The organism is Variovorax sp. CAN15, from assembly GCF_030462475.1.
Taxonomy (GTDB): Bacteria; Pseudomonadota; Gammaproteobacteria; order Burkholderiales; family Burkholderiaceae_C; genus Variovorax.
The window spans coordinates 20,446-36,061 of record NZ_JASMRZ010000026.1; the positions used below are offsets into that span (position 1 = coordinate 20,446).

The following is a 15,616-nucleotide window of genomic DNA, read 5'->3' on the forward strand; positions in this document are numbered from 1 at the left end:
GGGCACTTCATATACACCGAAAAGTTCTAACGACCCGCACATGTTGCGGGTTTTCTTTTTTTGAAGGGTTACCCACCTGAAACCTCCGTGTCCCGCTAAAGTAACAATTAGTGTCACTATTGCGTACCGCCTCAGGGTCGGAGCGCGACCGAGGCGAGTCCCGGAGGACCATCAACGCTCCATCACGACGAGACTGAAATGCAGGACGCAGTCACCAATCCCACGCACCCGGCGTCGCAGCCGAATTTGCCCGAGCCGCTGGAGATACCGGGTTACGAGTTGCTGGAGGAGCTGGGCGCTGGCGGCTACGGCACCGTGTATCGCGCGCTGCAGCGCAGCACGGGCACCGTGGTCGCGATCAAGGTCGTGAAGCTGCAGGTGGGAAGCCAGCGCGTGGCGCGCTTCCATCGCGAGACAAAGCTCTGCGCTTCGCTGCACCATCCGCACATCGTGCAGCTGCTCGACAAGGGCGAGCAGGGCCCCTGCGTCTACGGCGTCTTCGAGTACGTGCCCGGAGAAACGCTCACCAGCCTGATCCGCCGCAAGGGCGCGCTCACCGCCACCGAGACAGGCCACCTGATGGCGGAAGTGCTCGACGCGCTGGACTGCGCGCACAGCGCGGGCATCGTGCACCGCGACCTGAAGCCCGACAACGTGATGGTCACCTTCACCGGTGCCGTTCCGCACGCGAAGGTGCTGGACTTCGGCATCGGCACCGTCATTCCCTCGAACCGAGGCGACGAGTTCCCCACGCTCACGATGACCGACGAGGCCCTGGGCACGCCGGCCTACAGCGCGCCCGAGCAGCTGCGCGGCGAGCCGCCGGGCGTGAAGTCCGACCTGTACGCCTGGGGCCTGATGTTCATCGAGTGCCTCACCGGCGCGCCCGCCATCCGCGGCGCGTCGGCGGCCGAGATCCTTCACCAGCAGCTGAGCCCGCAGGAAGTTCCGCTGCCCGCCGAGATCGCCAGCCACCCGGTGGCCTCCGTGCTGCGCCAGGCGCTGCGCAAGAAGGCCGCCGACCGCAGCGACTCCGCCGCCGCCTTGCTGGCTGAACTCGGCCGACTGCGGCTGGACGACCTCGTGGGCGTGCTGCGTTCGGCCAAGCTGGCGCAGGACGACGCGCTCGCGCAGACCGTGATCACCACGCGCGGCTTCTCCGAGAAACGGCAGCTGACCGTGCTGTGCTGCAGCGTCTCGGTGTGGCCCGACGCGGCCGACGACGAGAGCGCCGACGAGGCCTTGCCTTCAAACATCGAAAACCTCGAACTGCTCCAGCGCAACGAGCTGGCGCTGTTCTCCGAGACCGCCACGCGCCGCGGCGGCCTGCTCGCGGGCACGCTGGGCGACCGGATGATCGTGCTCTTCGGCTATCCGCACGCCAGCGACACCGACGCGCGCCAGGCCGGACGCACGGCCATGGAACTCATCGCCCTGAGCCGCCAGCGCTGCGCCGCGATGGAGCAGGAGCACGGCGTGCACCTCGGTATCCGCATGGGCATGCACACCGGCATGGCGATCGTCGCGGCCGGAGAGATTCCGTCGGGCCATGCCGTCAACGTCGCGGTGCGGCTGGAAGGCGTGGCCGACACCGGCACACTGCTGGCGAGCGAGAGCAGCTACCGGCTGCTGAGCCGCCACGCGAGCTTCGACAAGGCTGGCACCGTCACGCTGCCGGGCCAGTCCGGCGGCGTCCAGACCTACCGCCTCGGCGGCGAACAGCAGGCGTCGGCCTCGGACGGCTTCGCCGAGCAGGCGCTCCACAAGGCCTGCATCGGCCGCGAGGCCGAGCTGCAGCAACTGCGCTCGGCATGGAGCCGGGCCCGCGAAGGGCAGGGCGGCGCGGTGTGGATCCGCGGCGAGCCGGGCATCGGCAAGTCGTGCCTGGCCGACGTGCTGCGCGAACAGGTCGCCAAGGAGGGGCTGCAGACCGTCGTGGCGCAGTGCCAGCCCGAGAACCAGAACAACGCCCTGACGCCGTTTCTGACGCTGCTGCGCCAGCGGCTCGATGCCACGCCCGACGCCGCCTCGCCCGAGGCGCGCCGCGAGCGCCTGCGCGAGGCGCTGCACGCCGCCGGTTGCGACGGCGAGGCGGTGCTGCCGATCTTCTGCGCGTGGCTGTCGCTGCCCCTGGGCGACCGCGCGCCCAGCCAGATGTCGCCGCCGATGCAGAAGGCGCTGCTGCTGCAATCGATCGCGCAATGGCTGCTGCACATGGCCGATTCCGCCGCGGTGTTGCTGCTGCTGGAGGACGTCCACTGGGCCGACCCCACCACCATCGAATTCGTCGAACAGCTCATCGCGCAGCTGCCGCAGCGCCGCGTGCTGCTGGTGCTCACCGCACGCCCCGAATGGGTGAAACCCGATGCCATGCAGGCCGAGCGCATCGAGGTGCGCCGGCTCGAGGACGCGCAGGCCGCCGAGCTGGCGCGCCAGGCGCTGGCGCCGCGCGTCGCCGCGCCGCAGGTGATCGACAACGTGGTGCAGCGCACCGACGGCGTGCCGCTGTTCATCCAGGAAATGGCGCGCATGATGCTCGACGCCTACCTGGTCGAGAAGGACCAGGTCTGGGTCTTCAAGGACACGGCGCAGCCGGCCGCCATCCCGGTCACGCTGCGCGACTCTCTGGTCAGCCGCTTCGACCGGCTCGGCCCCGTCAAGGGCCTGCTGCAGCTCGCCGCCACCATCGGCCGCCAGTTCGAGGCCGAGCTGCTGTGCGCCTGCTCGGGCAAGAGCGCCGAGGCGATGGACAAGGACATGTCCGTGCTGCTCGACGCGGGCCTGGTCGCGCCGGCCGGCCAGCCGGGCAGCTTCATCTTCCGCCACGCGCTGATCCGCGACACCGCCTACGAGAGCATGCTGGTCGCGCAGCGCCGGCAGCTGCACCGCAACGTCGCGCAGACGCTGATCGACAGCCAGCCGCAGCACGTGGCGAACGAGCCCGGCAGCGTGGCCCAGCACTGGGCCGACGCGGGCGAGTACGCGCAGGCGGTGGCGCTGGCGGTGCGCCAGCTGCGCATCACGCAGCACCGCTCGCTCAACGACGAAACGATTTCCTACGCACAGCACATCGACGGCTGGATGGCGCACCTGGAAGGCGAGGCGCAGCGAGAGGCGCGGCTGGACGTGAACAGCTACGTCACGCAGGCCATGATGAACAAGTACGGCTGGGCGCACGCGCAGGTGGTCGACCGCATCGCGCTGTCGCAGGAACTGCTGTCCGACGAGGTGCCGCGCGAGAAGCAGGTGCAGCACCTGTGGACGCTGATCACCTTCCACCACGTGGCCAGCAACCGCGCCGAGGTGCAGCAGCTGAGCAACCGCCTGCTCGACCAGGCCGTGCAGGCGCAGGACCAGGGCGTGTTCGTCGCGGCGCAGACCTACCTCGGCCTCGCGCACTACTCCGACGGCGATTTCGAACGCGCCGAGCAGTCGCTGACCGACGCCGTCGAGCGCTACAACCCCGAGGCCCACGCACACCATGCGGCCGACTTCGGTTTCGACACCCGCGTGTGGGCGACCACCGGCCGCGCACTGGTGCGCTGGTTCGCGGGCCACGACGCTGCCGCGCGCGCCGACGCCACCAACGCGGTGCGCTGGGCGCGCGAGATGTCGCACATCCCGTCGCTGAGCATGGCGCTGCTCTACCAGAGCCTGGGCCACCAGGGCCGCAACGACAAGGCGCGCGCGCTGGTGAGCACCGGCGAGCTGCTGGGCATCACGCAGCGCTACGGCCTGCCGGCCTTCCAGGGCTATGCCGAGATCATCCGCTGCTGGGCCACCGGCGACGTCGACAACATTGCAGCGGCCGACGCCTGGGTGCAGGCGCTGTGGGGCATGGGCTGCCGCTACTGCCAGACCTACTACCGCGCCTTCGCCGCCGACACGCTGGCCGCCAACGGCCGCTGGGACGAGGCGTTGCAGCGCATCGACGAATGCCTGCGCATGACCGACGAACTGAAGGAAGGGCTCTACCGGTCGGAACTGCACCTGCAGAAGGCCCGCTACCTGCAGGCCGCGGGCAGCGGCCGCGATGCTGTCGCCGCATGCTTCGCGAAAGCCGCCGAGGTGGCGCGAGAAGGCGCCAAGTACAGAACCGAATACGAGGCGCTGTCGGCGATGCGGGCGATGGCGGATTCCGTCTCGCCCGACATTGCCGCGCGCCTGAAGAATCTGGCCGGACTGCGGCCGGAGTTGCCCGCGCGCATGCCGACGCATGCGCCGATTTCCTCTTGAACCAAGGATGAAGTAATCATGACTTTCCAAGTCCAAAGCGGTGACCCGCTGCTCGAGTTCCGCCTGGCCTACCTGCGCGCCATCGCCCGCTCGTGGCAGGACGACGCCTACCGCCGCGAACTGCTCGACCAGCAGGACATCCAGCCGATGCTGCACCGCGACTTCGGCCTGCCGACCGCTTGGCCCCAGCTCGACGTGTCGCTGTTCCTGAGCCCCGACCCGGCCCAGCGTGCCGAATGGAAGCCGGTGCTCACCGCCGGCTGGGTCGGCCCCGACGATTCCTTCGTGATCGTGCTGCCGCAAGCCCCGTCGTCGAACGCCACCGAAGCGCTGGCTGCCTACTACCAGCTGTTCCCGAACTTCATGGGTTCCGCCGCATCGTTCGAGGCGGCCGTGCCGCCGCCCGGCATCGTCGGCGGTGCGCTGCCCACGGGCCTGGGCATTCCCGGCGGCGGCGACGGCTCGCTGCTGGCCTTCGGCGGCGTGGTGCTGCGCGCGATCGCCGTCGCATGGCAGTCGCCCGAGCTGCTCTATGAGCTGACGCGCGACCCCGAGACCGACAAGGCCAACGTGCTGAGCCAATGGCTGGGCTACAACAACCCGTTCAACTTCAAGATCCTGTTCACCTCCAACGCGGCCTTCACCTGGGACGCCGCCAAGGGCGAATGGAACCAGAAGAACGCCGACGGCACCGCGATCAAGAATGCCATCCGCCTGAACTATCCGACGGCACCGGTGGAAGAGAGCATGCGCGCCATCGCGCTGACCTCGTACAACAACACGGGCGACCCCTATCCCTTCACCTGCTGAGTCCGCGACAGGGCAGGGGCCGGCGGCGGGCGCGCTTCAGGGCGCCACGGCCACGCTCCTGCTGACGCTGGCCGCGCGCGCCAATTCGGGCGCCGTGGCCGATGCGTCGGTGTTTTTCGATCCCGAGGCACGGCGCATCGCTGCGTCGCTGCCTTTCGACATCTCGGCCTACGCGGCCGATCCGGCCTTCGTGCGCAGCATCGTGCTGCGCGCGGCGCTCTTCGACCGGTTCGCGGCCGGGTTCCTTTCCGATCATCCCGACGCCCTGTGCATCACGCTGGGCGCGGGGCTGTGCACGCGCCGCAGCCGGCTCGGCACCGCGGCGGTGGCGCGTTCGCGCTGGCTCAACATCGATTTGCCCGACGCCATCGAGCTGCGGGCGCAGCACATGCCGCACGCTGATGAAGGCGAGGGCGCCGACATTGCCTGCTCCGTGCTCGACGAGCGCTGGCTCGATGCCGCCGGCCTGCCCGGCGACCGGCCGGTGCTCGTGATGCTGGAGGGCGTGTGCCCCTACCTGCCGCAGGCCCCGCTGGAGGCCGTGCTGCGCAGCCTCGCCGGTCGTTTCGCGCAAGGCACGAACTCGTGCGTCGTCGTGCTCGACCACGTGCATCCGGTGCTCGCCGCCCAGTCGATGGCGGTGGGCGGCATGCGGCTGCCGGTGGTGTCGGGCTTCGAGAGCGCCGCGCAGATCGCGCGCCTGCATCCATCGATGCAGGTGCTGTCCGAAGACCATATCTACGGGCAGTTCTCGGAGAAGCACCGGCTTTTCGAGGCTGCATTCCGGGCCACGACCGGCGCATCGCCCTATGGCGTGGTGCGGCTCGCATTGGGCCGGCAACGGCCGCAAGACGATGCATAACGGCCCGATGCCGGATTTCTTCACCGACGTCTTCCGCTGGCATGACAGGTTCCTGCCGCCGGTTGTGCTTCAGGATCGCCTGCTGCTGGCCGGCGAGAACGACCTGCTGGTGCTGGGCTCGCCAGGCGTCATGGCCGTGGAGCGCGTGCTGCGCGAGGGAGTCAGCCTCGCCGCCTATTGCCGTACCGGAGAAACCGCCGCGCAACTCGCGCAGTTGCTGCATGCGCTGGAGGCGCTCGCGCGCCAAGGGCTGGTGCGGCCCGTGGCAAAGAGCGACACCGATTCCTGGCTGGTTTCCGATTATTCGGCGGTGCATGTCCGCACGGCTCTTTCCGGTCATGTGGACGCGATCGCGCTGTCGAAGGCGGTGGATGCCGGTTCGGCGAGCCGCTGGGCGCAGGCGCTGCCCGACGGCACCGAACTCAGCCTCGTGTTCTGCGACGACTATCTCGACCCCAGGCTTGCCGCCATCGACGCGGAGCAGCGCGCTTCGGGCCGGCCCTGGCTGCTGGTCAAGCCGACGGGAGAGCAGGCCATGGTTGGTCCTGTCTTCCGGGCTTCCGGCCCGTGCTGGCACTGCCTCGCGCACCGTTGGCTCAGGAACCGCCCGGCGCGCGCCTGGTGGCAGTCGCGGCACGGCAGCGCGGATAGCAGCGCGCCGGTTCACGCCGGCACGGGGCTCGTCGGCGAGCGTCTCGGCCAGTTGCTTCCCCTCGCGTTGGAGATCGTGACCCATGCGGGCGACGCCCAGGTCCGGACGCTGGATTCGCCCGAGCCGCATTTCGTAGCCGTCCGCCCGCAATGCCCGCACTGCGGAACACCCGGTCTCGTTGCGCGCAAGCAGCGCGAGCCCATCGTGCTGGCGCCGGGCCTGCCCACCGCAAGCCACGACGGCGGCTGGCGCACCGTGCCGGCTTCGGTCACCGTGGAGCGGCTGATGCGCCACGTCAGCCCGCTCACCGGCGCGGTCGCGCGGATCGTGCCGCTGAACGCCGAAGCCGAGGGCGCGCTGACGGTCTACCGCAGCGAAATCTTCAGGACGCCGCCGGCCGGCGACGACGAGTTGCCCGGCGCGCTGACCCAGGTGTGCCTGGGCAAGGGCATGTCGATGGAGCAGTCCCGCGCCAGTGCGCTGTGCGAGGCGGCCGAGCGGCATTGCGCCTTTTTCCAGGGCGACGAGGCCTGGCTGATCGCGCCCGCCGCCGATCTGGATGCTCCCTGCATCGAGCCGCAGGCTCTGGCGCTCTTCAGCGAACGCCAGCGCGAGCGTTTCGACACGCACAAGCCGCCGCATGCCGTGGCCCCCTCCGCCGCGATGGAGCAACAGCCTTCATGGTGGACGCCTGCCTGGTCGCTGACCGCGGACGAGCGCCGGTACCTGCCGCTGGCCTTCTGCTTCGCCAACGCGCCGGCGCAGAGCCAGCTTCACGTGGGCTGGACCTCGAACGGCTGCGCGGCAGGGAATACGCGCGAGGAAGCCATCCTCCAGGGCTTTCTCGAACTGGTGGAGCGCGACGCCGCCGCCGTCTGGTGGTACGGCCGCCACCGCAGGCCGGCGATCGGGCTCGACGGCCTCCCGGGCGACATCCTCCAGCGCATCGAGCGCACCTGCGGCCCGCGCTGGGAGCGCTGGGTGCTCGACATCACGCACGATTTCGGCATTCCGGTGGTGGTCGCCGTCGGCCGCCACCTGGACACGGGGGCCTGGGCGGTCGGCTTCGGCTGCAGCCCCGACCGCGCGCTGGCCTGTGAGCGGGCGCTCACGGAAATGAGCCAGCTGATCGCAGCGGGCAAGAGCTTCGCGGTGCCGGCCGCCGAATCCGGGGAGGAGGGGGCTCCGGCCTTCCTCATGCCGGAGGGCACCGCGCCGGTTTCGGCGGCTCCCGCCGCCCGGACCGACATTGCCGACGAGATCCGCCGCTGCGTAGGCATCGCCGCCTCGCTCGGCCTGGAAACCATCGTTCTCGACCACACCCGTCCCGATCTTCCCCTGTGCACGGTGAAGGTGGTGGTGCCGGGCCTGTGCCACATCTGGCCGGAGCTTGGCAATCCGCGCCTGTACCGCGTGCCGGTCGCCCTCGGATGGCGCGACACTCCCATGCGTGAAAGCGACCTGAATCCGCAGGCGCTTTACGTATGAGATCGCGTAGGAGAATGCGGCGATGGCCATCTTCAGGAACAAGCTCGACCGGCGCGCCACCGTGCTGCGGCCGGTGCATGCCTTCGGACGGCGCGCCTCGGTCTGCCAGACGGTGCTGCGGGCGCCCGACGTATCCCAGGTTCACGCAATGGTGCGGTGGAACCGGCAGGCGTGGGAAATCGTCGACCAGAGCCGCAACGGCACCACGCTGAACGGCGAGCGCCTGCCCAGCGGCCGCTGGACCGCGCTGCCCCTCGGTGCCGAGGTCCGCATGGGCATCGGCGACGAGTCGATCTGGACCGTGGAAGACCTCGCGCCGCCGGCCACCTGCCTCTTTCCCGCCGATGCCAGCGATGCGGGCGCCATCCTGGAGCTGAACCCGCGCGAGAACCTGCTGCCGGACGAGCACGAACCCGAGGCGAACGTGTACTTCCAGGACGGCAAGTGGATGCTCGAGCACATCGACGGCATCGAACTGCTGACCGATGGCGCGATGGTGCGCACATCGTCCAGCACCTGGGAGTTCGTGCTGTGCGACGACCTGGATCTCACCTCGGAGACCCCGATATCGACTCCGATGCCCGTGGCGCTGTCGCCGGACGTGACGCTTCATTTCGAGGTCAGCCAGGACGAGGAACACACGAGCCTGAACGTGGTGGCGCAGGGCAGGTCGGTGCCGCTGGGCGAGCGCATCCATCACTACACCCTGGTCACGCTGGCGCGGCTGCGCCAGAAGGACGCACAGCGCGGCATCGCGCCGCAGAGCCAGGGGTGGGTCGGGCTGGACGAGTTGTCGCGCATGCTGGGGGTGGAGCCCTCCTACGTGAACATCCAGATATTCCGCGCGAAGCACCAGCTCCTCAATGCGCTGCCGCCCCACCTGGCCGAGCCGCCGCTGGTCGAGCGCCGGCGCGGCACCGTGCGGCTGGGCAGCTACCCGTTCGAAATTCGTGGTGGGGCGCAACCGCTGTAATCGTATGTAATTCAAATCGACCCCTGCGCTCCCTAGAGTGACGACCAGTGCGGTGCCGCCGTGGCCCGCATGCCGTCAATCACTCTGTTTCATTCGGGAAGTCGTCATGGGAATGATCTATTCCGTCACGGTCAACAACCATGCAAGCCACTCGGCCTACTTCATGGTGTTCCAGAACGACCCGACGCAACTGGCGCCGAATGCCCTGTCTCTGGCGTGGTTCGCCAGGTTCTCGAATCCGGGGCAGGCCTCCCGCGTCAAGTTCCAGTGGAGCGTCGACGTCGGCTTCGCCTGGGCGGAGACGGGCGAGCTGCAGCCCGGCGTGCAGTTCACCCCCACCGAAACCTACGAACCGAGCGGCTGCAACAACAAGATCACCCTCGACTGCAATCGCAGTTACCGGTTCGTGAATCCCTCGCAGGGGCCCGAGCAGTCCCGGCTCTATCTGGCCCAGTCGGCGGCTATTCCGGCCAGGTCCGCCGCCGCCGTGGGCGTGACCATGGGCGGCAGCCCCGTGTACGCGGTGCAGGCGCGCTCCAGCCAGAACCTGACCTTCTCGCCGCATCCGAAGTACTTCATCGCCTACGGCGACTTCGAGGAGGGAGACGTGATCGACGTCAGCGCGATCAACAACCCGCTGGAGCTGGCGTACCCGCCCGGCGTCTATGCACTGAACACCACGCTGAACGCGGACGGAAGCTGGGACCAGCCGGAGAGCCTGGCCCTTTCGAACGCGAGCCGCCTGCGCCTGCTCGCGGCGGCATGAACAACACCAAGCCTGTCACACGCCTTGTGGATTCGTTGAGGACGACGGCCATGAAGAAAAGAAGCACCCGCCAGCCTGCCCACCCGGCCACATCCGGCGCGACGCCCGTGGCCACCATCGAATGCCAGGAGTCCGGCCATGTACATGCGTCAAGCAACCGTTGAAAGAGTGGCCATGCGGCGCGTGTGTCTGGTGCCCCAGGGCGGGCGTCTGGAAGATCCGCAGGTCGACTGCCTGCCGATGGAGGAAGCGGTCTGGGAGCGCGGCTACACGCTGGTGATCGACGAGGTCAAGCGCGGTCTCTTGCAGGACTTCTGGAGGAACTACTACGGCGCCTCCGCCGAGATGGCGATGTCGGGAAACCGGCTGATGGAGCTGCGCAAGGACATCATGGCGATCACGCCGGACTGCCTGGGCGAGCCGGCCGTGTTCCAGTTTCTGGTGAAGCTGACCCGCATGTGCGTGCGGGCGTACAGCCAGCAGGGCACGCTCCAGGTCGTCGCTGAATAGGCTCTCCCCCAGGCTGCGCGCACTTCGTGTCGCTTCGCCAACCCTCTTCCGGGGGCGACACCTGCGGCCCGGCGGAGCCGGTTCCGCGGTGTCCCGCGACTGGGGCAGGGCGCGCGGATGGCTCAGGGATTTGGCGCCTGCAGCTGGGCGCCCATCTTCTGGTGGATCAGGTTCACCGCCTTCAGCGGGCGCAGCATCACCTTGAACTCGGTGATCTTTCCTTCGTCGTTCCACTTCATCATGTCGACGCCGTTGATCTGGATGCCGTCCAGTTCCAGCGTGAATTCGAGCACGCCGTCGCGTTCCGATTTCAGCTCGCGCACGTAGCGGAAGCTCTCGTTGAAGAACACCTGGAACGCCGCCGCCAGATACTTCTGCGTGATGCGCTTGCCCACCTGGGGCGTGTGCACCACCGGCGAATGGAATACCGCTGTGTCGTCGAGCAGGGCATCGAGCCCTGCGACATCGCGTTCCTTGACGAGCTTGTGCCAGGTGGCGAGGGTGTCGATCGGCATGGGTCTCCTGAAGCTGTTGTGGTCGATGCCCGCCATTTGACGCATGCGCGGCGCCCGTGGCAAGGCACCGCGCGCGCATAGGCGACTCGGCCGTTCGCCGTGGCTTTCGGCCTCAGGCCATCCGGTCCAGCAGGCTGTACCAGGCCACGCCGCCCGCGATGTAGAAGCGCTGCAACCCGTGCAGCGGGATCGGTTGGATCGGCGACACCGGATAAGGAAAATCCGCGCCCGCATCCACCATCCGCGCCGCCAGGTGCCTGCCCATGCTCGTGGCCAGCGCGATGCCCCGGCCGTTGTAGCCCAGCGCGATCGTCATGCCCGGCGCCGGGGTGTGCACATGCGGCATGAAGTCGCGCGTGACGGCGATCCGGCCGGCCCAGCGGTACTGGTAGCGCAGCGGTCCGAGCTGCGGAAACAGCAGCTCCAGCGAGCGCTCCAGGTGCGCGAAGTCGGCGGGGCCCCCCGGGTCGGCGAAATGGCCGCGCCCGCCCATCAGCAGGCGGCCCTGCGCGTCCTTGCGGAAATAGAGCAGCAGGCGCTGCGAGGTCGAGGCGGTTTCGCCGCGCGGCAGGATCGCGTCGGCCGCCGCGCCCTTCAGCGGCTCGGTGGCCACGATGAAGCTGTTGGCCGCCAGCACCGTGCGCTTCAGCCCGGGCCACAGCGCACCCGTGTAGCCGTTGGTCGCGATGACGACCTGCTCGGCGCTGACGCTCGCGCCCGTCGAGGTGCTCGCATGCCAGTGCGAGCCGCGCCGCTCCAGCGCGGTGACCTCGGTGCCGCCGTGCACGGCCACGCCCAGGCCCTGCGCCGCGCGCACCAGCCCGCGCGTGTAGGCCAGCGGCTGGATGCCGCCGGCGCGGCCATCGAGCCAGCCGCCGGCGAAGGTGTCGGTGCCCAGCCGCGCCGCGACGGCCGCGCGGTCGAGCATCTGCGTGTTCACGCCGCGCCTGGCCCATTGCTCGGCGCGCGCATGCAGGCCGGCCACGTCCTTCTCCGAATAGGAAACCTGCAGCCAGCCGCTGCGCACCGGCTGGCAGTCGATGCCGTGGCGCGCGATCAGGTCGAACACCAGGTCGGCCGAGCCCGACACCGCGTCGATCAGCGGCTCCGCACGCTCGGCGCCGTAGAGCCGCACGAGTTCGTCGGGGTCGTGCTTGAGCGTGGGGTTCACCTGCCCGCCGTTGCGCCCCGAGGCACCCCAGCCGGGCTCGTGCGCCTCCAGCACGCACACCTGCGCGCCGGCCTCGGCCAGATGCAGCGCGGCAGACAGGCCGGTGAAGCCGCCGCCCACGATCAGCACGTCGGCCTTGCGCGATCCGGCGAGCGGCGGTGTCGGCGGAGCTGGAGGGGCTGTTGCAGCCCAGAGCGACGGCGGCATGGCACTGGCTGCGCTCATGCGCGCACCTCCGGGGAGCCGGCCGCACCGGAAGGATGCAGCACGCGCCGCAGGAAGTCCTGCGTGCGCGCATGGCGAGGCGCGCCCAGCACCTGCGCGGACGGGCCTTCTTCGACGATGCTGCCGCTGTGCAGGAAGCACACGCGGTCGGCCACCTCGCGGGCGAAGCCCATCTCGTGCGTGACCACGATCATCGTCATGCCCTCGTCGGCCAGCGCACGCATCACGCCGAGCACGTCGCCGACCAGCTCGGGGTCGAGCGCCGAGGTCGGCTCGTCGAACAGCATGGCCTCGGGCTTCATCGCGAGCGCGCGGGCGATCGCCACGCGCTGCTGCTGCCCGCCCGAGAGCTGCGCGGGCCAGGCCTGCGCCTTCTCGGCCAGCCCGACCTTGGCCAGCAGCGCCATCGCTTCCTCGCGCGCCTGCGCGGCGTTCTGGCGCAGCACGTAGACGGGGCCTTCCATCACGTTCTCCAGCACGGTGCGGTGCGGAAACAGGTTGAAGCGCTGGAACACCATGCCCATGCGGCTGCGCAGCCGGTGGATGTTCGGTGCGTTGCGGTCCACGCGCTCGCCGAAGGCGCGGATCTCGCCGCCCTCGTACGACTCCAGCGCGTTGATGCAGCGAAGCACGGTCGACTTGCCCGAGCCCGACGGGCCGATCAGGCACACCACCTCGCCCTTGTCCACGTGCAGGCTCACGCCCTGCAGCACGCGGTGCGCGCCGAAGCGCTTCTCGAGTCCCTCGACGTGGATCATGGCTGCTTCCTCCCGGCGGCGAAGCGCTTCTCGAGCCGGCGCAGGCCCCAGACCAGCGGCAGGCTCATCAGCAGGTAGAGGAGGGCGACCAGGGTGTAGACCGTCATGTTCTGGAAGGTCGACGAGGCGATGAGCTGGCCCGCGCGCGTCATCTCGGCCACGGTGATGGTCGAGACCAGCGAGGAGTCCTTCAGCATCATCACCAGCGTGTTGCCGTAGGGCGGCAGCGCGATGCGAAAGGCCTGCGGCAATATCACCCGCCGCATGATCAGCGCCGAGCGCATGCCCATGGCCTGCGCCGCCTCGCGCTGGCCCGGATCGACCGCCTCGATGCCGGCGCGGAAGTTCTCGGCCTGGTAGGCCGAGTAGGCGATGCCCAGCCCGATCACGCCGGCCTGGAAGGCCGTGAGCTGCACGCCGAACTCCGGGAGCACGAAGTAGATGTAGAAGAGCTGCACGATGATCGGCAGCCCGCGGATCACGTTGACGATCACCGCGGCGGCCCACGAGAGCGCGCGCACCGGCGAGAGCTTCATCAGCGCGAGCCCGAGGCCGAGCACGCTGCTCAGCAGGAACGAAAGCACCGTCACCTGCACGGTGACCACGGCACCCTGCAGGAGGATCGGCAGGAAGTCCTGCGCGTGCTGGAGGAAGGAGGGAGCAGCCATCTGCATCAGTCCTGTCGCGCGGTGCGCAGCCCGTCGAATCGATCGGCCGACGTAGGCAAGCCCATTCGGGGAACACCGCGGAACCGGCTTTGCCGGGCCGCAGGTGTTGCCCCCTGCAAGGGGGTTGGCGCAGCGACACGAAGTGCGCGAAGCCTGGGGGTGTGCATCAGATCCCCCACTTCTGGACGATCTTGGCCAGGGTGCCGTCGGCCTTGATAGTGGCGATCGCCTTGTTGATGCGTGCCAGCGTCTCGGTGTCGCCCTTGCGCACCACGAGGCAGACGTCGCCCACGTTCACGGGCTTGTAGCTGTCGACCAGCTTCACGCCGGGGAAGGTGTTCTGGCGGATCTGGTAGGCCATGATGGGCTGGTCGCCGAGGCCCGCCTTGATGCGCCCGAGCGAGAGGTCGCGCGTCATGTCGGCCACCGAGTCGTAGCTGCGCACTTCCTTGAAGATGCCCTTCTTGTTCAGCATGTCCAGGAACACCGTGCCGACCTGCGCGCCCACCACCTCGCCCTTGAGCTCATCGAGCGAGACGTACGCGCGGGCGTCGTCGGCCCTGACGATCAGGCCCTCGCCGTACGAGTAGACCGGGTCGCTGAAGTCGACCACCTCCTGGCGCGCCGGCGTCTTCAGCATGGCGGCCGAGACGATGTCGATCTTGCGCGCGGTGAGCGAGGGGATCAGCGCGGAGAAAACCGTCTGCTGCACGTTGACGCCGAAGCCGCCGGCCTTGCCCACGGCGGTGACGGTGTCGACCATCATTCCCTGGATGCTGTTGGTCTTCACGTCCAGGAAGGTGAAGGGCACGCCGGTGGCCGTGGCGCCCACGTTGTAGGTGGGCGCGGCGCCCTGCGCGGCGGCCAGCGAGGCGGCGCCGGCGATGCAAAGACCCAGGGCCAGGCGATGAAGGCGGCGAACGATGCGATTCATGGAAGCACTCCTCGAAGCAAGGGAAGTTGAAGAAAGAAGAAAGAAAAAGAGGGGCGGGAAAGGAAAGCGATGCGGGGCAGCGCGATGCAACATGCGTGCCAATAATCGATTCTTTTGAATCTCTAAACAATAAATAGAAACCACTAGTCGAATCGCAAATATCGATATTCGATATTTCAGAGAGATGTGGCTATACTCCACCGCCATGGACTCCACGCCCGACACAGCCCCCGAAGACAGCCAGAGCCTGCTTTTCAACCAGTCGCTGGAGAAGGGCCTGGCCGTGCTGCGCGCCTTCAGCGCCCGGCGCCGCACCATGACGCTGGCCGACGTGGCCGAGGCCGCCGACATCACCAAGAGCTCGGCGCAGCGCATGGTCTTCACGCTCGAGAAGCTGGGCTACGTGCGCAAGCACCCGAAGACACGGCGCTACCAGCTCACGCCGAGGGTCATGGAGATCGGCTTCAACTACCTTGCGGCGCACTCGCTGATCGACGTGGCCAACCCCTTCCTGTCGGAGCTGACCAAGGTGACGACCGAAACCTCCTGTCTCACCGAGCCCGACGGGCTGGACATGGTCTACGTGGCGCGCTTCGTCAGCGCGCAGTTCGTGCCGGTGCACATGCCTATCGGCAGCCGCATTCCGATGTACTGCACGGCTTCGGGGCGCGCCTTCCTCAGCGCGCTGCCCGAGGACGAGGCGCGTGCGCTCATCGAAGCCTCCGACCGCGTGGCCCACACCATGCATACCCGCACCGGCGTGGACGAGATCCTGGAAGAGCTGCGCCAGGCGCGGCAGCAGGGCTTCGCCACCAATGCCGAGGAGCTCTTTCTCGGCGACATGACCATCGCCGCGCCCGTGCTGGGCGCGCAGGGCAGGCCGGTGGCCTCGGTGCACGTCGTCGCGCCCACCAGCCGCTGGACGCTGGAGGAGGCGGTGCGCAAGCTGGCGCCCACGCTGCTGCTGTGCGCGCGCTCGCTCACCAGCTCGGCACGCAGCATCGACTGAGACCTATACGGTTTCAGGCATCGCGCCGGCAGGTGGCTG

The 15,616-nt window shown here is 68.8% G+C and carries 13 protein-coding genes; 8 read left to right on the forward strand and 5 right to left on the reverse strand.

All coding sequences use genetic code 11. The features are described from left to right. Positions 1-198 precede the first annotated feature (198 nt). From QMO14_RS17605 to QMO14_RS17635, 7 genes are all read left to right on the forward strand, one after another. Positions 199-4,236, forward strand: a complete 4,038-nt coding sequence (locus QMO14_RS17605) for a TOMM system kinase/cyclase fusion protein (protein ID WP_301508706.1) — start codon at positions 199-201, stop codon at positions 4,234-4,236. A gap of 18 nt (positions 4,237-4,254) precedes the next feature. Next, positions 4,255-5,046 carry a BMA_0021/BMA_0022 family TOMM bacteriocin gene (locus QMO14_RS17610; protein WP_301508707.1) on the forward strand — a complete coding sequence of 264 codons (792 nt, stop codon included), beginning with the start codon at positions 4,255-4,257 and terminating at the stop codon, positions 5,044-5,046. Between the two features lie 94 nt (positions 5,047-5,140). Then, the gene (locus QMO14_RS17615; RefSeq protein ID WP_301508708.1) at positions 5,141-5,908 is read left to right on the forward strand and encodes a class I SAM-dependent methyltransferase; all 768 of its coding nucleotides are present in this window, start codon (positions 5,141-5,143) and stop codon (positions 5,906-5,908) included. Beyond that, on the forward strand, positions 5,901-8,048 hold the full coding sequence (locus QMO14_RS17620; RefSeq protein WP_301508709.1) for a TOMM precursor leader peptide-binding protein: 2,148 nt from the start codon (positions 5,901-5,903) through the stop codon (positions 8,046-8,048). Before QMO14_RS17615 ends, QMO14_RS17620 begins: the two co-directional genes overlap by 8 nt. A 22-nt stretch (positions 8,049-8,070) precedes the next feature. Next, the gene (locus QMO14_RS17625; protein ID WP_301508710.1) at positions 8,071-9,021 is read left to right on the forward strand and encodes an FHA domain-containing protein; all 951 of its coding nucleotides are present in this window, start codon (positions 8,071-8,073) and stop codon (positions 9,019-9,021) included. Between the two features lie 106 nt (positions 9,022-9,127). Next, complete coding sequence (locus QMO14_RS17630; protein ID WP_301508711.1) at positions 9,128-9,787, forward strand: hypothetical protein; 660 nt, start codon at positions 9,128-9,130, stop codon at positions 9,785-9,787. A gap of 138 nt (positions 9,788-9,925) precedes the next feature. Continuing rightward, complete coding sequence (locus QMO14_RS17635) at positions 9,926-10,297, forward strand: hypothetical protein (RefSeq protein WP_301508712.1); 372 nt, start codon at positions 9,926-9,928, stop codon at positions 10,295-10,297. 122 nt (positions 10,298-10,419) lie between these two features. Here QMO14_RS17635 and QMO14_RS17640 read toward each other — a convergent pair whose 3' ends face one another. From QMO14_RS17640 to QMO14_RS17660, 5 genes are all read right to left on the reverse strand, one after another. Further along, positions 10,420-10,812 carry a nuclear transport factor 2 family protein gene (locus QMO14_RS17640; RefSeq protein ID WP_301508713.1) on the reverse strand — a complete coding sequence of 131 codons (393 nt, stop codon included), beginning with the start codon at positions 10,810-10,812 and terminating at the stop codon, positions 10,420-10,422. Positions 10,813-10,924: 112 nt separating this feature from the next. Continuing rightward, positions 10,925-12,208 carry an FAD-binding oxidoreductase gene (locus QMO14_RS17645; RefSeq protein ID WP_301508714.1) on the reverse strand — a complete coding sequence of 428 codons (1,284 nt, stop codon included), beginning with the start codon at positions 12,206-12,208 and terminating at the stop codon, positions 10,925-10,927. After that, on the reverse strand, positions 12,205-12,966 hold the full coding sequence (locus tag QMO14_RS17650; RefSeq protein WP_301508715.1) for an amino acid ABC transporter ATP-binding protein: 762 nt from the start codon (positions 12,964-12,966) through the stop codon (positions 12,205-12,207). Before QMO14_RS17650 ends, QMO14_RS17645 begins: the two co-directional genes overlap by 4 nt. Next, positions 12,963-13,634, reverse strand: a complete 672-nt coding sequence (gene ehuD, locus QMO14_RS17655) for an ectoine/hydroxyectoine ABC transporter permease subunit EhuD (RefSeq protein WP_301508716.1) — start codon at positions 13,632-13,634, stop codon at positions 12,963-12,965. Before ehuD ends, QMO14_RS17650 begins: the two co-directional genes overlap by 4 nt. Positions 13,635-13,800: 166 nt before the next feature. Next, positions 13,801-14,568 carry an ABC transporter substrate-binding protein gene (locus QMO14_RS17660; RefSeq protein ID WP_301508718.1) on the reverse strand — a complete coding sequence of 256 codons (768 nt, stop codon included), beginning with the start codon at positions 14,566-14,568 and terminating at the stop codon, positions 13,801-13,803. A 205-nt stretch (positions 14,569-14,773) separates the two neighbouring features. Between QMO14_RS17660 and QMO14_RS17665 the strand changes: the two genes are divergently transcribed. Further along, positions 14,774-15,577, forward strand: coding sequence for an IclR family transcriptional regulator (locus QMO14_RS17665; protein ID WP_301508719.1), 804 nt, complete (start codon positions 14,774-14,776; stop codon positions 15,575-15,577). The last annotated feature ends 39 nt before the right edge of the window (positions 15,578-15,616 follow it).

Bases quoted from the DNA above. Each gene is read 5' to 3' on its own strand.
- QMO14_RS17640 (WP_301508713.1), bottom strand. From the start codon at position 10,812: ATGCCGATCGACACCCTCGCCACCTGGCACAAGCTCGTCAAGGAACGC.
- QMO14_RS17630 (WP_301508711.1), top strand. From the start codon at position 9,128: ATGGGAATGATCTATTCCGTCACGGTCAACAACCATGCAAGCCACTCG.
- QMO14_RS17620 (WP_301508709.1), top strand. From the start codon at position 5,901: ATGCATAACGGCCCGATGCCGGATTTCTTCACCGACGTCTTCCGCTGG.
- QMO14_RS17660 (WP_301508718.1), bottom strand. From the start codon at position 14,568: ATGAATCGCATCGTTCGCCGCCTTCATCGCCTGGCCCTGGGTCTTTGC.
- QMO14_RS17650 (WP_301508715.1), bottom strand. From the start codon at position 12,966: ATGATCCACGTCGAGGGACTCGAGAAGCGCTTCGGCGCGCACCGCGTG.
- QMO14_RS17635 (WP_301508712.1), top strand. From the start codon at position 9,926: ATGTACATGCGTCAAGCAACCGTTGAAAGAGTGGCCATGCGGCGCGTG.
- QMO14_RS17605 (WP_301508706.1), top strand. From the start codon at position 199: ATGCAGGACGCAGTCACCAATCCCACGCACCCGGCGTCGCAGCCGAAT.
- QMO14_RS17610 (WP_301508707.1), top strand. From the start codon at position 4,255: ATGACTTTCCAAGTCCAAAGCGGTGACCCGCTGCTCGAGTTCCGCCTG.
- QMO14_RS17665 (WP_301508719.1), top strand. From the start codon at position 14,774: ATGGACTCCACGCCCGACACAGCCCCCGAAGACAGCCAGAGCCTGCTT.
- QMO14_RS17645 (WP_301508714.1), bottom strand. From the start codon at position 12,208: ATGAGCGCAGCCAGTGCCATGCCGCCGTCGCTCTGGGCTGCAACAGCC.
- ehuD (WP_301508716.1), bottom strand. From the start codon at position 13,634: ATGGCTGCTCCCTCCTTCCTCCAGCACGCGCAGGACTTCCTGCCGATC.
- QMO14_RS17625 (WP_301508710.1), top strand. From the start codon at position 8,071: ATGGCCATCTTCAGGAACAAGCTCGACCGGCGCGCCACCGTGCTGCGG.